The organism is Paenibacillus sp. J22R3 (genome assembly GCF_056269305.1).
The window spans coordinates 1,109,881-1,127,587 of sequence record NZ_JBWDNS010000002.1 but is presented as its reverse complement, the minus strand read 5'-3'; the positions used below and the strand labels follow the sequence as shown (position 1 = coordinate 1,127,587).

Sequence of the window (17,707 nt, the reverse complement as noted above, 5' to 3'; positions counted from 1 at the left end):
ATCCCCCTCTCGTTACTTCACCTTGGTATCTACCAACGATAGCAAATTTAACGGTCGCTGAACAGTAGATTGCTAGGATGATCGTGTCGATCGTCAAGATTGCGCGACATAAGCAAAAGCTGAGCAGGTTTCCCTGCCCAGCTTATTATGCCCCTTCGATCTCGATCTCTTCAACGACTCTGATATCAGGATTATAGAAGAACAGCTTCTTATCCAAAATATGCACATAATAGACTTTATCATCGCTAAGCTTCAGTGTGGTATGATCCAGCAGATTCAGCCGATATAGTTTCTTGCCGTATTCACTATAGTTGCTAAAATAGAGCCGATTACCTTGAATATTAATATTGCGCGCATCCAGATCAGAAATTTTCGTTAATGCCGTACCGTCTGTGTGCATCGTATACAACTTCCCTTTGAAATTGAAATACAGCGATTGTCCCTTCACTTCGACCCATGTGATGTAATCCCCCGTGAGCAGCTTCTTCTTATTGCGCCCGTCCGCGTCCATCACGAATAACTTCTGCGCTTCGATCGTATAGTAAATTTTCCCGTTCATCACCGCGATGCTGGATACCTGATATTTCTCGAGCAGCTCTATTGATGTTCCGTCCAGCTTCATCCGATAGAGCGGCTTATACATATAGGTGCCCTGCGTATAGTAGATCCAATCTCCGACTACGGATACCAGATTTGCCCCCAGCCCAAAATCATGCACAAGCGTCCGGTTCGCCCCATCGATATCACACTTGAAGAGCTTGTTGTCGCTTGTGTAGTACAATTGCTTGCCAACGAGATTCAAAGCCCCAATATACTTGTCGTCACTGACCAGCTGATTCTCCGAGCTGTCATATTTCTCTTTATATAGCCTTCCGCTATCATTCTGATTGTTGTAATAGATCCATTCTAAGTCACTCACATACCAGCCGCCGTTATTGAGATTGCCGATAGAATTGCCATAGATAGGCTCCGAAATAGCTGTGTGGATGTGAACTTGATGGTTCTCGTAAAGGACTGTGGCCCCGAACACCTCCGAGAGAACACGAAGTGGCACGAGCGTTCGGCTATCCATTAACTTAGGCGCTGCCTGAAGCTCGAGCTGCTTGTCATCAATCGTTATCTTCTTGGAACCAATCTTCATGCTGATCGTTGTGGTTCCTTTCGTGACGATTACTTCATTGTTGCTCCAGCCTGCAATTTGGCCGCCAAGCTCATCCACGACAAAACGAAGTGGGACAAATACGGTTCCATGATCAATCATTGGTTTGGTATCAAACGTTATGCTGCGATCGTTTACCGTAACTGTGATGGCAGTAGCAGCAGCTTGCGCCTCGGCTGCTGCTGCGAAGCTGCTCCCCGAGCTTATGAGGCATGTGCATGCCAGCGTACCGATCAACCATTTCTTCATGATTCGAACACCTCGTCTATTGGAATGAATAGGGAGAAACAGCGACCCTTTCCTTTCTAGACGAAGCCCCGAATAGATTGTTGCATAAAAAAGCTGTCCCAAAAGTCATAAGTTGCACTTTTGAGACAGCCTTCGCTAGCTTCCTATAAGGTAAACTCTTTGTCGCCTGCATAAACTTTCACGCCTGAAGCATCGCCGTACAGCACCTTCACGTCGACCTCATACTCGCCATCAGTTTGCTTCTGGCTGTAAGTTCCCCACGCACGTCCGGTGCTCCAGAAGCCGGTATAATTCTCCTCGTTAATTACCGGCTTAAACTTCATTTCACCGCGAGCCATATCGAATTCGAAGCCGCTAAGCGCGATCAGAAGTCCCCAGCTGGACAACGACCTTGCATAATGATGGCCGCACTCGACCTCATTCCAAGGGCTGCGGCGGAATCCGTCTTGACGGTCGCGTACCGCTTTTACAATCGTAAGCCCTTCTTCAATAAAGCCTTCATAGATCAAATGCGTAGCCACGTGGTACTCGATACCGGTCCACACCTCATCGGAATACACGAATGGCAGCTTCGGACGGCCGCCTTCCGGCCAAGAGCACAGCACTAAGCCCTTCTCATCATTAAGCGTGTACGTCCGCTGGCAGTTGACATGGTTGTAGAAATCCTCTTTGAAATTATGCTTGAACACCGCATGGATCGCGCTCTGCACACGTTCCTTCGGAAGCAGATAACCCAGCCCGTACAGATGTGCAAGCTGCTGGCCGAGCAGCTGATCCGACAAACAACCAATCCCATGCTGATACTTATGTGCATCCACGTCTTCCAGACGCTGCACATAGTACTCGCCGTTCCAAGTCAGCTCATCAAGTCGCTTGGAGCTCGTTTCGAATGCAGCCGCATACTTCTTCGCAGTTTCCTCTTCGCCGAGATAAGCAGCCATTTCAGCCCCTGCGCGAAGCGCGCCTAAGAAGAATACGCCGGTAAGCGGGTTCGGTCCATAGAATTCGATATCATAGGTGTTATGCTGCACGCCATCAAACACGAGGTCGCCATCCGTATCCCAGTGCAGCGGCGCATAATTCAACGTCTTCTGAATCGAAGGCCACAGCTCACGGAGGAAATCATCGTCGCCTGTCAGCTTCCATTCGCGATAGGCGCGCATGATCGTGCCCATCTGGCCGTCGGCTGCGGCAGGCGCAGAAGTTCCTTGCCACGTCCACTCGGACTGGAACATCTTGAATGCACGGAAATTCATTTTGCCGTCTTCTTCGACTTCGGTCAGAAACTCTGTTCTACGCATGCTCTGCTCAAGCTCTGGGAAGAGGAAGGCAAGCGTTTGCGCGTAGTTCCATACATGCGTGCAGCTTCCGTCGCAGCAGCCTTGATGATCGAAACACCCCTCGTAGCCGAAGAACCGTCCGTCAATAAACCGGAAGCAGGTCGGGCTGCGGAGCACCGTGATGTTGCTCGATAGTGCGTCGAGTACATGCGATGGTAGCGTGGACTCGAACAGCGCACTGTGGAACAGCTTCGTTTCTTGCGTCAGTCGAGTTTGATTGCTCACCAGATAAGAGGCTGCAGACCAAGCGCTATCGAACAAGCCGGCGTAGTAATTCTGCGTAATTTGCCGTCCTTCTTCCTTCACGCATATATGATCATTCCAGCCATTGACGCGGTTTGGAAAATGCCATGCAAGCACGAATCCAAACGTCTTCGTCTCGCCAGGCGCCAACGTCTCGCATACGCCAAGGGAGCCGGTATCCGTCCGGTTCTTCTCGGAAGGCGTATCGTAGCCAAGATCATTAAGCTGACCATCTTGGACAAAATCATCCCAGAACTCCTGCAGAAAATCATACCAGCCGCCGCGAAACCATGCGCGTTTATGAGTTACCTTCGGATTCGTCGTTACCATTGAAAGGCTGCCGTAGTTTAGCTCCCCATCACCAAATGCATGCGATGTGAAGTTCAAGCCGGTGAATCCGTTATCTTCACGGAACTCGTTGAAATTCCCGCCGGTATTCCGTACATCCAAGTTACCGAATGAGTCATAATTAATGCCGCCAATTGGATTCATCAGCGAGCCTGCAATCGTAACATCAACTGTTGTATCCGATGTATTGGTGACTGTGTACGTCATATACGCGCCTGGAATGCTGGAATCGTTCGTATTCAGCGGAATAAACGGCGTGAAGGCTTCAAGCGAAACCTGTACAGGCAGCTCCTTATCTTCAAAATCCACCCAAACGAGCGGATACTCACCGCGCATCGTTGATTTCTCAAGACGAGGAAGCCCGGCGCCTGTAATCGGATGGTAGCCATGCGAGCGGCTGTGAGGCAGCGGCAGTCTCGACTCCAGCACTTTCGCGACAGGTGCTTCGCCTTCTTGCTTCGCCCAGATGGAGAAATACGTATTTGGCAGCAGATCGCCTTTGCCCGGGCGATTGAAAATCTCCCAATCTCTAAACTCGCCGCGGCTGCCGATCGAGATATTACCCGTTCCGATGCCGCCCAGCAGAAAAGCCGCTTCCTTCGCTTCCTCCGAGTACGTGCGCTGCCCTGATGAATCGAATAATTGCGCTTTCGAATAAACCATTTGTCGATCGCTCCTTGTAGGCTCGTTTATGGTTCCGCTATAAGTGCTGTGTTGTTCGCAAGATGGAATTGACTATTCATTTGGCATGCACGGCATTACCGTGCACGTGAACGATTCTAATTGTATCAGCCATGTATATTTTTGTAAACGCTATTATTGGTGGGTTACACCTTAAATTTTCGCGCACCGTGCACATGAACGGATTGACCGGAGCCCTCATTTTATACTACGATTATCGCAAAACTATGAATCCAAAGTCGGGAGCTGCCGGAAGCTGATGAAAGTGACAAGCAAACAAATCGCGGAGCTGTGCGGAGTAACTCGGGGTACGGTCGATCGTGCGCTAAATAACCGTCCCGGCATCAATGAAGCTACTCGCGAGAAGATTATGAAGGTTGCCGGTGAACTGGGGTACCGACCGCATTTTCTGGCTCAAAGCTTGGTCAAAGGAGAAACGAAGACGCTTGGCATCGTGCTCTTCGACGTGTATAACCGCATCTTCTCGCAGCTGTTCCACTCTTTCGAAGCGGAAGCAAGAAGACACGGTTATTTCGTCTATCTTGTGCTGACCAACAAGGACAAAGCGCTTGAAATGGAATATATCAACAATTTACTGGACCGCAAGGTCGATGGCATTGCGCTGTCACCCGTTAATATGGGCACGACGTTCGATACGTTCTTGAAGCAATCCGGCGTTCCGATCGTCACGTTCGCCAATCGGGTATCGACTAAGGTGCCTTTCGTCTGGATCGATGACAAACAAGCGATGAAGACTGCTGTTCACCATATCGGCTCCAAAGGCTATAAGCGTATTCTGTACGTAAGTCCGCCGCTGCGTTATAAGGGCAAGAGCAATATCTACGTTCCGGAGCAGCGTCTTAAAGGCTTTCTCGAAGCCTGTGCCGAGCTGCCGGATATCCGTTATACCGTAATTACGGACTATGATTACATGGAAAGCATGCTTCAGCTACTATCGGAATCTGATGAGAAGCCCGCAATTCTATGCAGCAGCGATGTCTACGCCCTTGACATGATGCGGTTTCTGAAGGCGAATCATATCCGGGTACCGGAGCAGGCAGGAATCATGGGCTTCGATAATATCGATATTCTTCACTATGTGGATCCTGCGCTGACTACGATTGATTTTCACGTCGACGAGATCGGGCGCAAAGCCGCTGAACAATTAATCGCCAGCATCCAAGGCCGGGACATTCCTCAGCGTACGAATGTAGCTTACTCTATCATCGAACGAGATTCGCTTTAGCTATTGTCAGGGACGGGGTGAATTTGGTCTTCTTGCCAGGCTGTCGCTCATACTTATAGGGGATGTACTCAGGATAAAGTATAGGAGGAATCGCGTTCATGACTAATCCTACCCCGGACGATAGGAAGCCTTTTGTTATTCCGCAGCCGATCAGAAGCGATGGCGCAGGCGGTCTCGACTTAGGACCGCGCGATATTATGAGAGATATGGAGAATCCGAATATGCTTGTACCTCCTGCAACGGATGCAGGCTTAGTGCCGAATTTGAAAATGTCGTTCTCCGATACCCATATGCAGCTCAATCATGGCGGTTGGTCGCGTGAAATTACCGTGCGTGATCTGCCAATTGCAACAACACTTGCCGGCGTGAATATGGCCCTGACACCGGGTGGCGTTCGCGAGCTGCATTGGCATCAACAAGCGGAATGGTCCTATATGATACGGGGCTGCGCGCGCATTACGTCCATGGACTGGCAGGGGCGAAATTTCATTGCTGATGTCGGTCCGGGAGACCTGTGGTATTTTCCGGCGGGTCTGCCGCATTCCATTCAAGGATTAGAGGAAGGCTGCGAATTTCTGCTCGTCTTCGATGACGGGAGCTTCTCGGATTTGAACACCTTGACCATTTCCGACTGGTTCGCTCATACGCCCAAAGACGTGTTGTCCGCCAACTTCGGCGTACCGCAAAGTGCATTTGACGCCATTCCAGACGAACAGGTTTACATTTATCAAGATAATATTCCAGGTCCTATTGCGGATCAGGCCGTTCAATCCCCATACGGCACCGTGCCGCTAACCTTCAAGCACAGCTTACTCGCCCAGACGCCGGTCAAATCATCAGGTGGTAATGTCAGAATCGTGGACTCCACCAACTTCCCAATATCACGAACCGTAGCTGCGGCACTCGTTGAAATTGAACCCGGCGGCATGCGGGAGCTGCACTGGCATCCCAACAATGATGAGTGGCAATATTATTTGACCGGTCAAGGAAGAATGACCGTGTTTGCCGGGAACGGTACAGCGCGGACCTTTGATTACAGAGCCGGCGACGTCGGTTATGTTCCTTTCGCGAACGGCCATTACATTCAGAATACAGGCAGCAACTCCCTCTGGTTTCTTGAAATATTCAAGAGCGATCGGTTCGAAGATATTTCGCTCAATCAATGGATGGCACTTACGCCTCGAAGCCTCGTTGGGAGCAATCTGAATGTCGGTCCTACGGTGCTGGACGCGCTGCGCAAAGAAGAGCAAGCTGTCGTCAAATTTCCGGGCTTCACTTATTACCCGAAGTAAGGCTCGCGCCGCCTCCGGAACGTCTTGGCTGAAACTGACTATAATTCTTCTTCCTGCTTCTTTCGCTTCTTTAAGCTGTAATTGAACAACATCCGAAGCAGCGGCGGAACGGCGAAGAAAATAAAAAAGGTGCGAAACAGCTGATAACCCGCCACTATCGACAGATCCGCCTGAATTTCATGCGCGATGATGCCCATCTGATCCATGCCTCCCGGTGCTAGACTGAGCAGTGCTGTAGGCATGGAAATCGGATGAAGCTTCGTCAGTACAAATCCGAATGCAGAGGCGCCTAGAATCAGCAGCATCCCGCTTCCAAGCGCAAGCGAAATCGTCCGAAGCTTATTCGGCAGCTGTTGCGGTTTCAGGAGGAGACCTACATAAGTTCCGATCATGAATTGAGCTGCATCAATGAGGAGTGAAGGCAGCGCCGGACCATGTAATCCGCTGAGCTGTAGAATCGACGTTCCCAGAGCCGGTCCGAGCAAATAGGCGGTAGGAAAGTTCACCCTATTGCCTAGAACAGCGCAAGCCACGCTTACCGGAGCGAAGAGGAGAATGTTCGGAAACAATCCGCTCCAATCAGCAGCAGCTGCGGCTGCTATAGACTGCGATACTGCCGCTGCTCCATCCGTATGCGCTTGGCCGAAGATCGGATTAAATATGAGAAGCGGCACGCAAATAATGATCATCATCAGCCGGATGACCTGCGTCACGGTTACGACCGTCAGATTAACCCCTTCTGTCTCTTCCGCAAGCGCAAGGACCTGTGTTAACCCCCCCGGCACGCTGCCTAGCAGCGCTGTTTTGAAATCCGTATGCGATAGTTTCGAGACGAGATACGCGATTCCCGTACAAAATAGTAATAATAACACGATCATCAGCGTCATGGACGGCAGCTGATAGGACATCTCCCTCAGCGCTTCCGCTGTCATCGACAGACCGATCGTATACCCAACGATGATCATGCCGGCATTTCGCGCTTGCATCGGCCATTTATAGGTTCTGCCTAGCAGATTTGTTCCAAGCAACACCGCAATCATCGGTCCGAGCAGCCACGGAATCGGGGCATGCATCAGCTTAAATGCAAATCCTCCAATCAGTGCCGTCAGCAGCGCACTCCACATTAACTAACACCTTCCTGCTTCTATAACATCTACTTACCATACAACGAGTACATCTATTACGCAAAAAAACGCCCCTTAAGGCGTGTTCGACCACTTTGAAGACGATGCATTCTTTAAAACGGAAACACCTTCTTGCCGCTGCCGTCATAACATATCCCATGCCAAATGCCTATTTAACCTAAGAAAGCAGGGAGAGCTATGACGGTTTCATACATGGACTACACATCCCCGTCTGTCCAATTCACCTATAATCTCAATAACAATACCACGTTTAGAAAAGATGGCCGCAACTACATCAATACGTTATCCAATCAACAGTTGAATACGCTCGTCGATGTATCGCTTCTGGACATCTTCATGAGCAAAGGAAATGTCATCGAGCCCCACTATCATCAGAATGCGGCAGAACTCGTTTATCTGATCTCCGGTGCGATGGTTGTCTCGTTAATCAATCCTTTTACGAATGAGCTGCTCAACTTCCCTATCAGCCAACCGGGACAGGTGGTCAATGTTCCGCAGGGATGGTGGCATTACGAAGTCGCAACGATGGATAATACCCATGTATTAGCCATATTCGACGCACCGGTACCTCAGTTCATTGGGGGATCTGATCTGCTGAGACTGACTCCGGCGAATGTGCTCGCACATACCTATTGTCTTAACGAAGCCATGGTGAAGGAAACGCTGGCGCCAATTACGCAAACCGTACTTATTGGCCCGCCGGCTGATTGCAACAAAACAGGACAAATGGTGCAAGGCGTGGCAGCGGCGGCACCTAGTATTCCTGTACCTGTAACCGGCTATACCGGTCCGAAGCGCTCCGTCATCGGAAATGGCTGGTATCAGTATTAATTAGAATTGAACAACAGGCGAGGCAAGCAGAACGGCAGCGATAAAAATAAGCTGGAGCAGCGTCCGCAGCGCAAGTCCCGGCACGGGTCTGCCGCCGATCGTAAGCTTCTCCCTTGCCGCGCGTACATTCGCCGGGAACATAGCCACGAAGAGGAGCGCTAAGCAAACGGATGCGGCAGGAGCGACGAACGGAATGAGAATAGCTGCCGCTCCTGCAAGCTCCAGCCATCCGGTTGCAGTCACGAGCCATTCTCGTTTCCGGAACGACGGTGGGACCATCCGAATCAGATCCGGCCGCCTGCTCCCCCAGTGAGCGGACGCAGTCAGCAGCAGCATAAGGGCAACCGCTGCTTGAAGCGGCGTCTGCCAGCCGTCAAAGTAGGACAAGCCTACCCATCCCAAGCAACGAAACAAGAACCATGAACCTGCCAATACGATAAAAGGTGCCATAATACACATTCCTCCTAGTTATTAATTAGTAGGTTTAAGCATGCCGGCAATAAACTGAATGAAATGTTCGGCATTGAAATGACCGCTCACGATGGAGAATGAAGAGCGGACTCGCAGTCCAAACGAGAGTAAGACGAACAGCTCTGCCGTACGATCCGCATCGATGGCTTCCGGGATTACGCCATGCTGCTGCCCGGCGGTAATCCAACTGCGAGACAGCTGAACAGACCGTTCATAGAATTGATTCAGTGCCTCGGCTACAGCCTGCTCTTCCTCCTTGCCAAGCAAATAAACAAATACTTTGTTTGTAACGTCATCCTGTTCTTCCAAACTGTTTAAGCGACCGGCAATACTCCCCATCGGACCTTCAAACTCGCCGCCTTTTCTACCCACCTCGCTCATAAATCGGTTGTTCGTTTCCTCAAGCCGTTCGAGCAGCACCCAGGCAAACAATTCATCCTTGCTCTTCACATAATGAAAGATGGCCCCCTTCGATAGTCCCGACCGTTCCATGATGTCCTTCAACGTTAACGATGAGCAGCCCTTCTCTCGAACAAGGGATTTAGTCGCCTCCAGCAATAAGCGAATGGTTTGCTCCCTGCGTTCCTCTTGCTTCATATTGGATACCTCCATGTTGGTGTATGGTTTGTGCATTTCCATTTGTTGGCTGTTGCTCTTATTATATAAACCGACCATCGGTTTGTAAATAGGGTAAAAGCAGAGACCAAACATTTTTTTTATAATGCCTGGCCTCACCGCTCGATTCTCTACCCAATCGTCACATATTCCCTCTTGCTGCCATTCACTTCAATCGTACAATCCGCATCGCTAATGATCTCGACTACACGGTTCCCTTCCAAGCGAATGCCAACGAGAACGCCATCTGCAATTGCAATCGTATTCCCTCTAAAGGTAAAGCTGCAGTTGATTCGCGCTCCCCATCGTTTTGTCATAGAGAGGACAGCATTTTCACCATCGTAAGATACTTTGCTGAGTAGATCCGGAGGAAGATCCAGCTCACGTGCATGCGTAAGCGTAGCCAATAACGTTTCAAAATACGACGTGAGCGGCATCTCAAACGAGAAGTATTCCACATTCAATTTGCTGACTCCTATGATGTCACCATCGTGAACCAGCGTCGTTTCGCCATCTAACGGCGTTAGCGGGAAGACTTTCATGTCGATTTTGGTTTTGGCGAACCAAATATCCCATTCGACGTATTCATAATCGCCGTTATAGAGCCTGCCAGCGAATGGGCTCCCGCTCTGAGCGCCGGTTAACTGTTCGAATTCGCTGCGAATGTCGCGGCCCTCCACTGTACACTGTGCCGGCGGACCGATGAAGATCACTCTTCTGCCCGTTGCGGCATAACCTTGAATCGATTCCCATGCAGCCTCCGGCATCATGGTCGGCCATAGCACAATTAAGGCATCATACCGCTCCAAATCGGCTTCGCTCGTCGGAATCAAATCGATTTCGTAATGTTCTTGCATCATTTTATCGAGAACTGCCTTCATACTAAGCCTGTGGTAATGCATGTACTCATTGTTGAAGAACGCAACGGATTCCCACACATACATCATCGCAAGCTTCGGTCTGCTGATTGCCTTTCCAATAAACTGCTGGAAGGTTTTCTGCCGTTCAAGGCAAACCTTCGTATCCTCCCAAGTACTGTGATCGGGATATCCGGGGCCATAAGGACCGACGTATCCGTACGCATGACCGACCCATCTCACATTGCGCACAGCCAGCAGGCGCTGGTAATAGTCCAGTTTCTCCTTCGTCGTATTTCGATCCCAGCACATATTGTAGGCTTTTCCACTCGAAGAATATTTGGCAAGCGACTCAGCAAGCATCGTCATGGACACCATCGTTCGCTCGGCATCAAATTGCGCATCTACAAACCCGCCGCTCAAGTTATCCGTCAGTCTGAAATAATCGATATTTCCTGCCCATAAATCCCCTGAATTGCCTTCTCCCCACCATGTGCTGTGGAAGCCGCCGAACAGGTTGTCGCCGAAACGCTCCGTGTAGCGATCTTTGACATATTTCTGCAAGCCGTACGTGAGGTCGATCGTCAGTTGATAGTAATCGTATCGTACGTTTCCCGCACAAGCATCGATCGCTTCATTCTTCAGCAGGTAGATCCGGTCCAGCAAATCATAGCCGTATTTGGCTTCAAACGCGGCAAGAAAATGACCCCCGACAAAATAAACATCCTCGCTCGATCTGCTGCCCGCTCCGAATTCATCGATGGCATAACCGTCCTGCGGCAAGCCTTCATACTGCTCCAAGAACGAATCTACCGATTTGTGCATCCCGCTATATGCAAAATCCATATAATCCGTATCATACCTTGCGTATACTAGAATTTCTCCGTCCTGCTCACAAGTACCGGCGAGTGTTGTCTCGATGTTCATGTCGATGGTGAATGTAATCTGGTCCGTAATGTCGAAGGCTTCGACGATGCGACCGCTTTCATCTCTGATGATGTGAAACGCTTTGGCAACCCCTCGGACTCTGGGATCGGTATTCACGAATCCGACATTATGCACGCGTTTAATGGCTATGGAAAACCGACTATCAATGACTTGACCGCTGTGCTCGACTGCCCAAGATTGGCGTGCTTCCGGATGCTCCTTGACTATGTTTGGCCCGAGCATTGGCATAATCATCAGAAATTGGAGGCCAAGCCGCGTGCATTCCTCTGAAACAACTTGAATCGCTGCCTTGCCCTGCGAATCATATTCATCATAGATATTGTTGCGAAACTCCACGCAAACCGTATCGAAGCCTTTCTCGTTAATATCCGAAACGGCCAGCCGAATGCGTTGATGATCCATTGTCATGCTGGTATCCAGCAATAACATAATCGGCGCTGAGTACATGTAACCTTCCCCTTCTCTCCTGCAGCACTTGCTGCTCCCGCGTTAACTAATGATTAGCAGTCCATCCTTCTCAAAGGGTGAACTGCCTATAAATTCATTGCTGTCGAGATGACCCGCTGTCGACGCTATTCGTACTCCGTTCTCCGGACTCCACCAGATTACCGATTTCCCTTCCACTTCGAGCCCGGTTAAATCCAGACGAATCTCGCATTTCTCCGGCAAATAAACCAGCAGTAGACTGCCTGCTTCCGTGCATGCCACCGATACTGTACAAGAATGCGTACTGCGTAACCGCTCTGATGCTGGCCTGAGCTCGAACCATGGCAAAGCTGTCAGCAGCTGCATCATACGAACCAGATCTAAGGCACCGGGCAGCTCCATCGCATCTCTCCAGCTGTATGGTGATGGGGTTCCGTTAAGTGGAGCTTCACCGCTCTTCGCCCAGTTCCAAATCCAATAGGCACCATAAGTAATGCCCGTTAACGAACCCTCCAGCACGCTTCGCCAGCCGGCGCGCCGAACCCCGTATCGGTCGAAGCGCCGTTCACGTCCGCTCATGGGATGATGCTCGTAACATGGCTCGGCATTAAGCACCGGTTTAGGCGGCTGTTTATCCCATTCCTCACGAATCAGGCCCAGATTATAGTCCTGATTCAGCCCATGACCGCTTTGCACCATATTGAAATCAAGCCAGCTCGCATGATGGTACGTGTCGCCGGATTTATGCACCGGGTGGGTCGTGATCAGTCGTCCATACGGCTCGGCTTCCTTCATTGCCATGCCGACTTCGTTATAGAAGGCTGCGACCCCCTCACCTTTGAATTCATCGTCACCGCTGACGATCCATACGATATTCAACTCTTCCAGCTTCTCTATTAGAAAAGTTCCGTAGCGGATCGCCTGCTGCACCGTCATTCCCGGATGAACGGGGATCACATCAAGCCGTGAATTCGGTACATGCTCGAACCACAGCACGATCAGCGCAATTACCATCCCTTTGCCGTTGGCATACGCGATCATTTTCTTCAGCATGTCAAAATAATCAGCTTGAATAGCCTCATAATCCCAGTTGAAGATCCGACCATCCTCGCTCTCCTTTTTGAACAGAGCAAATGGTTGGCGGCCTTCTCGAAAAATCGGCTGATACGCATCATGCTGAGGAAGTGAGTTGAGCTGTAACACGTTAAAACCTTGCGCGGACCTGGCATCCACGTAGTCAACCCATTCCTCCCAGGTCGCTCGGCCCGGGCAAGCCCAAGCCGTATCCCCCAGCCAGAAAACCGGCTTTCCCTCCCCGTCTTGGAAGCTCCGCTGATCAGCCGCTACTTGCAAATACCCCTTAATTGCCACTGGCGTACATCTCCTCCTGCACGATATTCGCTGATTTCGCTAGCATGTAGACCTCTGGGTGGGCTTCTTGCGCGAACTCGCACGCAGGTCCTGCTCCTGCACCTCGCTTACCTATGCTGGATGACTCTCAGCTGCCAGCAACATCACTATCAGGTTAGTTTGCGTGCTGAGAGTCGGTTTTTGCTACTCTCAACATCATTTGGTCGGTGTTTGCGTGCTGAGAGTCGGATTTATCGACTCTCAGCATCATTTGGCCCGTGCTCGCAAGCTGAGAGTCGATCTACTGAATAACTAATTCCTCACGTTGCCCGACTTTCAAATCCACTTCCACCGTTGCCTTGCCCGCTGCTGCATCATATTGCACGCTCGCGCTCCTGCCCCCGATTGTGACGACGGGTTCTCGCTGCGCGATCAGCTTCAGTCTGCTCGTTCCCGCACCTTCCATCTGCGCGCGAATGACGCCGTCCACATAGGAGTAATTCGATAGCTCGATGCCGAATGCTTTTTGAATGGATACGGGGTAAGGGTTAGTTGCAACTCGGCGCACCGTTATCTTCGAAGCCGCCTCTACTTTCGCGCCGGTAACATCCACAGGCAGCTTATTAGTCGCTTCGAGCAGTTGACCATCCACTTCAATCGACTCCAAGAACGGACCCGAACCTATCATCGCGATATCTAGTCGTTGTTCACCATAATAGAGCCCCTCGAGCGTCATCTCTTCCCCGGCATACGGATGGAAGGTTAAGCCTCCCGCTTCCATGGAAACGCCGACCACGCCATGAATAGCCGCTTGATACCAGCCTCGCATGGAATAGGCATGCCATGTGCCATTCTCCGTATTCCAGCGGTCCACGTCCGGCTCAGCCGTATCGATATAACAAGAGATGCCCTCCGGGCAAGTCAGCTTCCCGGTCCAATAGCTCACCCAACCAATCCATTGTTCAATCAGATCAGGGCGATTGCCGTCATTGACCAGCTGCATGAAGTACTCACCGGTCACCGGCCACCAGCAGTGCAGCTGATTAGCGTCCATATCAAAGGCATCCGACCAGACCGGAATTTCACGCAATCCCGCTTTGCAGACGATATGGTTCGCGAAGAATTCAAGGGCTCCCGCATTCACCTCGTCCATCAAATCACTTAAATAATGGCTCTCCCATTTGACCGCATTGGAGTTATACGAATTGCGCTTCTGCAGCGTCACCGAATCGATAGAGCTGACAACGAACTGCTTCTCTTCGTCATAGAACAGCGGTAGAAAGTTCTTCTCAATTCCGCTGAAGACGGCTTTCGCGCGCTCTTTGGTCTCCTGATCACCTACAAGCTCTGCCAGATATTCCATCGAACGAGCCGCACAATAGAAGATCGTGTTGTTCAGACTGCTAATATCGCTCGTACCCGTTTCATGCATGAACGCCGGAAAATCCGGGAACAGTGAAGCCCCTTCGCAGAAGCCCATTCCTTGCACCTCGCGCGTCAGAATCAGGTTGAAGATCCGTTTTACAAAATCATAGCGGTCCAACACCTCTTGCTTATTCCCCGTTGTCGCATAATACTGCTGAAGCAGCGAAATATACATGCTCTGCGCCGGAAGGGCGCTGACACTGTTCAAAGTCATATCATGGCGGTAGCTGTGCGCAATGCCCCACTCCGCATCTGCCGTCTCCTCGTAGAAGCGAAGCATATCGCCGATAAACGATTGATCGCCCCAATATAGCGAGGCATAATTGCTCGTAATGCCGTCCCAGCCCCATACCCAGTACTGTTTGTTCTTCGCTTTAATGGCCCCGGGAACATCCGTAACTTTGCAGGACTCGTGATACAGTGGAATCAAACTCATAAAGTTATTCAATTCTTCATATGGACTGTTAAGAATCGGCGAACGCTCCCGAATACGTTCATAACGAGCAAATTGCTTCGATACGGATTCTTCGATACCATCTGACAGCTCATAGGCTTTATTCAGCAGCGCTTCCTTCTCACAATCAAAACTTATGATAAAGCTATAAGTCCGGTTAGGTTCCAACGGTTCGCTGCCAGTAAGAATGTACTTCGAGTTGAGCGGCCGTTTCGAATAGCCAATCGGAAAATCCGCGCCAATGCTAATAAATAGCGGAACCGGCTCCTCCCGGTCGTATTTACTCACATCCGGATTATTGATATTAATGTCATCGGGATGGCCAGCTTCCCTCTCCTTCTGTATTTCGAGGAAGGAACCGTGCAGCAGACTGGCTGCCTCATCATAAGACCATTCCTGCCACACACGGCTTGTGCCGCCGGCGCTGAACCGGAAATCCTGCGAATCAGCCGGGATTAAAGCAAAGTCTTTGTAGAACTCCATCTTGTATCGCAAAGAAAGCGGGAGCTCCTGAGGCGTAGTCACTTGAAATACGATTGACTCTTCTACGGCCATAATCCGATGTTGAAGCTTTACACCGTTAACCTCACACTCGGATTCGACGCCAAATGGCCATAGCTTGGAATTCGTATAGGGGAGCTTATGTGTCACACCGTCAAGTTCGACGAAATGTCTAAACCCATCCCATAACCGCTGCAGAAATATCGTGTTACATCCGCGGATGGCAAGCGGATTATGATAATTCACTTGAGTGACGGCATTCTCATTGATCTGAAAATTCATCCGACTGTCCGAGAACCATCTCGGCGATTCCGGGATGCCTTTCTCGCTTTCGATTACGCCTCTGTCTACGCTATAAGTCTTCATCTTGTCAGTTCTCCTCTTTAACTCGTCTTATGCTGAGAATCCAATCCTCTTGATCCGGTGTGAACGTTCGCCACATCATCCCGCTGCCGTAGCCGTGATACTGGAAGTCCTCGACCTCAACTGCATGCCAATCTCCCGTACGTGGATTCATCCATTGCCCCGCGTAGGTTTCACCGTCTTTTTTTGCACCCATAATCATAACGAGAACAGGTACCGCAGCTTGACCGCCTGTACAATAGATGATGTATTGCTCCCTCAGAATGGCAGCACAATACACATTGCTCTCAGCCACCGTACTCACCCACTCCGGATGGGGCTCAAGCTCCCACCAATTGACCGTTTCCATGAGATCCCGCACGTGCTTCATCTGTCCCGATCCGGGCAGGTTTAAATCCTCTTTCCACAAATCCGGTCTCATCCGATCCGTCCATTTATCCTTCTGCTCCCCGTTATATATGGACCAAATTCCATGTGCGCCATACGTCTGCCCGATACAGCCTTGCAGCAGCGGAACGTAAGTGGCGAACCGAATGTGTTTATCGTTAATGCGTACGCCGTCATCCAGCACACAGTTTGGATGATTCTCATACCAGGATTCGCTCATAATCGATGGTTTCGGCGGCTGCATCCGGTAATCGAGATAGGGCAGCATCTCCATAAAATTCTTAAATCCGAGCACATGCCCCACTTGAATGAGGTTGAAATCGTACCACTCTTCCCCATGGTAATGACGACTTCCGCTGTGCGGGGCAACGGAATGTACAGAGGTCGGATGCCCGTATGGATCGCAGCGATGAATTTCTTCTCCCAGCTCGCGCCAGCCTTCCACATCATCCGTGAACAGATACTCGCCTGCCGGGGACCACATCACGTTGAATGCAGCATAACGAGCAACTAGATAACGGAGATATCGCTTGCCGCCTTCCACCTTAATCCCTTGCAAATCCTGGCCCCACATGGCCATCAGACATGGCACGAATCCCATGTTCAGCATCAGGCGTATACGCAAATCCAGATGGCTGAAATAAGCCGGATTGATGAGCGTATACCGCTCCAGATATGGCGCTCCGCCTTCATTAAGAAAATACTCCGGGTCATACCTGACGTAGCTGCTCGTTTCTTCGCCGAATTGGTCTGCCGTCGGATGGCCGACAACCAGCTGAATGACATTGAAGCCTTTGTTTCTGCGATCTTCCAAGTAAGTCGGAAGCGCTTTCTTCAAGTCACAGCGCAGGGTATGCGCGGACCATAACGTATCTCCCAGCCAATAGAACGGTGTGCCATCCCCATACTCGAACCATCTGCCCGATTCATGGATGCGCACGAAGCCTCTTCGATTCGGATTATGCTGAAGTTCCTCTTCTTGCCAAACGGAGGCCGTAACGAGGCCCGTACAACCGTGAAGCCCGGCATCCGCTTGATCGGAGCAACTCGTTGTATAATGCCATTCCCCAGCAGTAACCGGAGCAAAACGGACCTTCCACAAATTGCCCCCGTCCCAGAAGCCCGGAATCATCAGCAACTGTCCATCAGGACCGACAAACTCGGCACGCAGCTCCACTTCCAGGAAAGGATTATCATAGGTTTCTGCCGCTTTGAAAACCAGCTCTGCGCATTCCCATACTCTCGTGTCCACCTTGCGGTTCAAGCCCGTCACCTCCTCTTCAATATTACCCGCTTACTTACAAGTGCACCTTGTCGCCAACTCTATTCTAGTGCAAGCGCTATCACGGAAAATAGTGAATATACGGCTGACTTAT

General features: G+C 50.6%; 12 protein-coding genes. 3 read left to right on the top strand and 9 right to left on the bottom strand.

The genetic code is table 11. The annotated features are described in order from the left end of the window. Nucleotides 1-145 precede the first annotated feature (145 nt). A complete protein-coding gene (locus AC0YN4_RS13015; RefSeq protein ID WP_475780143.1) occupies nucleotides 146-1,408 on the bottom strand; it encodes a DUF5050 domain-containing protein in 1,263 nt (420 codons plus the stop codon). 143 nt (nucleotides 1,409-1,551) lie between these two features. Further along, on the bottom strand, nucleotides 1,552-4,002 hold the full coding sequence (locus AC0YN4_RS13010) for a GH116 family glycosyl-hydrolase (protein WP_475835965.1): 2,451 nt from the start codon (nucleotides 4,000-4,002) through the stop codon (nucleotides 1,552-1,554). A 277-nt stretch (nucleotides 4,003-4,279) separates the two neighbouring features. On the opposite strand from AC0YN4_RS13010, the gene AC0YN4_RS13005 reads away from it, so the two are divergent. Both AC0YN4_RS13005 and AC0YN4_RS13000 read left to right on the top strand, forming a co-directional pair. After that, complete coding sequence (locus AC0YN4_RS13005) at nucleotides 4,280-5,266, top strand: LacI family DNA-binding transcriptional regulator (RefSeq protein ID WP_475780141.1); 987 nt, start codon at nucleotides 4,280-4,282, stop codon at nucleotides 5,264-5,266. A 98-nt stretch (nucleotides 5,267-5,364) separates the two neighbouring features. Beyond that, nucleotides 5,365-6,558 (top strand): oxalate decarboxylase family bicupin, encoded by a 1,194-nt coding sequence (locus tag AC0YN4_RS13000; RefSeq protein ID WP_475780140.1) that lies wholly within the window; start codon nucleotides 5,365-5,367, stop codon nucleotides 6,556-6,558. Between the two features lie 38 nt (nucleotides 6,559-6,596). Here AC0YN4_RS13000 and AC0YN4_RS12995 read toward each other — a convergent pair whose 3' ends face one another. After that, entirely contained in the window at nucleotides 6,597-7,682 is a 1,086-nt protein-coding gene (locus AC0YN4_RS12995) for an AbrB family transcriptional regulator (protein WP_475780139.1), read from the bottom strand. Nucleotides 7,683-7,880: 198 nt separating this feature from the next. Between AC0YN4_RS12995 and AC0YN4_RS12990 the strand changes: the two genes are divergently transcribed. Continuing rightward, a complete protein-coding gene (locus AC0YN4_RS12990; protein ID WP_475780138.1) occupies nucleotides 7,881-8,534 on the top strand; it encodes a cupin domain-containing protein in 654 nt (217 codons plus the stop codon). Here AC0YN4_RS12990 and AC0YN4_RS12985 read toward each other — a convergent pair whose 3' ends face one another. The 6 genes from AC0YN4_RS12985 to AC0YN4_RS12960 all read right to left on the bottom strand — a co-directional run bounded on the left by AC0YN4_RS12985 (nucleotide 8,535) and on the right by AC0YN4_RS12960 (nucleotide 17,595). Beyond that, entirely contained in the window at nucleotides 8,535-8,984 is a 450-nt protein-coding gene (locus AC0YN4_RS12985) for a DoxX family protein (RefSeq protein ID WP_475780137.1), read from the bottom strand. 21 nt (nucleotides 8,985-9,005) lie between these two features. Further along, nucleotides 9,006-9,602 (bottom strand): TetR/AcrR family transcriptional regulator, encoded by a 597-nt coding sequence (locus AC0YN4_RS12980; RefSeq protein ID WP_475780136.1) that lies wholly within the window; start codon nucleotides 9,600-9,602, stop codon nucleotides 9,006-9,008. 149 nt (nucleotides 9,603-9,751) lie between these two features. Then, the gene (locus AC0YN4_RS12975; protein WP_475835964.1) at nucleotides 9,752-11,872 is read right to left on the bottom strand and encodes a hypothetical protein; all 2,121 of its coding nucleotides are present in this window, start codon (nucleotides 11,870-11,872) and stop codon (nucleotides 9,752-9,754) included. Nucleotides 11,873-11,914: 42 nt separating this feature from the next. Further along, the gene (locus AC0YN4_RS12970; protein WP_475835963.1) at nucleotides 11,915-13,222 is read right to left on the bottom strand and encodes a glycoside hydrolase family 140 protein; all 1,308 of its coding nucleotides are present in this window, start codon (nucleotides 13,220-13,222) and stop codon (nucleotides 11,915-11,917) included. A 280-nt stretch (nucleotides 13,223-13,502) separates the two neighbouring features. Next, nucleotides 13,503-15,947 (bottom strand): glucosidase family protein, encoded by a 2,445-nt coding sequence (locus AC0YN4_RS12965; RefSeq protein ID WP_475835962.1) that lies wholly within the window; start codon nucleotides 15,945-15,947, stop codon nucleotides 13,503-13,505. A gap of 4 nt (nucleotides 15,948-15,951) precedes the next feature. Continuing rightward, nucleotides 15,952-17,595 carry a glycoside hydrolase family 140 protein gene (locus AC0YN4_RS12960; RefSeq protein WP_475835961.1) on the bottom strand — a complete coding sequence of 548 codons (1,644 nt, stop codon included), beginning with the start codon at nucleotides 17,593-17,595 and terminating at the stop codon, nucleotides 15,952-15,954. Nucleotides 17,596-17,707: the final 112 nt, after the last annotated feature.

What these genes read in the sequence shown, in the direction of transcription:
- AC0YN4_RS13015 (WP_475780143.1), bottom strand. Translation starts at nt 1,408, where the DNA reads ATGAAGAAATGGTTGATCGGTACGCTGGCATGCACATGCCTCATAAGC.
- AC0YN4_RS12985 (WP_475780137.1), bottom strand. Translation starts at nt 8,984, where the DNA reads ATGGCACCTTTTATCGTATTGGCAGGTTCATGGTTCTTGTTTCGTTGC.
- AC0YN4_RS12965 (WP_475835962.1), bottom strand. Translation starts at nt 15,947, where the DNA reads ATGAAGACTTATAGCGTAGACAGAGGCGTAATCGAAAGCGAGAAAGGC.
- AC0YN4_RS12990 (WP_475780138.1), top strand. Translation starts at nt 7,881, where the DNA reads ATGACGGTTTCATACATGGACTACACATCCCCGTCTGTCCAATTCACC.
- AC0YN4_RS12995 (WP_475780139.1), bottom strand. Translation starts at nt 7,682, where the DNA reads ATGTGGAGTGCGCTGCTGACGGCACTGATTGGAGGATTTGCATTTAAG.
- AC0YN4_RS12980 (WP_475780136.1), bottom strand. Translation starts at nt 9,602, where the DNA reads ATGAAGCAAGAGGAACGCAGGGAGCAAACCATTCGCTTATTGCTGGAG.
- AC0YN4_RS12975 (WP_475835964.1), bottom strand. Translation starts at nt 11,872, where the DNA reads ATGTACTCAGCGCCGATTATGTTATTGCTGGATACCAGCATGACAATG.
- AC0YN4_RS13010 (WP_475835965.1), bottom strand. Translation starts at nt 4,002, where the DNA reads ATGGTTTATTCGAAAGCGCAATTATTCGATTCATCAGGGCAGCGCACG.
- AC0YN4_RS13000 (WP_475780140.1), top strand. Translation starts at nt 5,365, where the DNA reads ATGACTAATCCTACCCCGGACGATAGGAAGCCTTTTGTTATTCCGCAG.
- AC0YN4_RS13005 (WP_475780141.1), top strand. Translation starts at nt 4,280, where the DNA reads ATGAAAGTGACAAGCAAACAAATCGCGGAGCTGTGCGGAGTAACTCGG.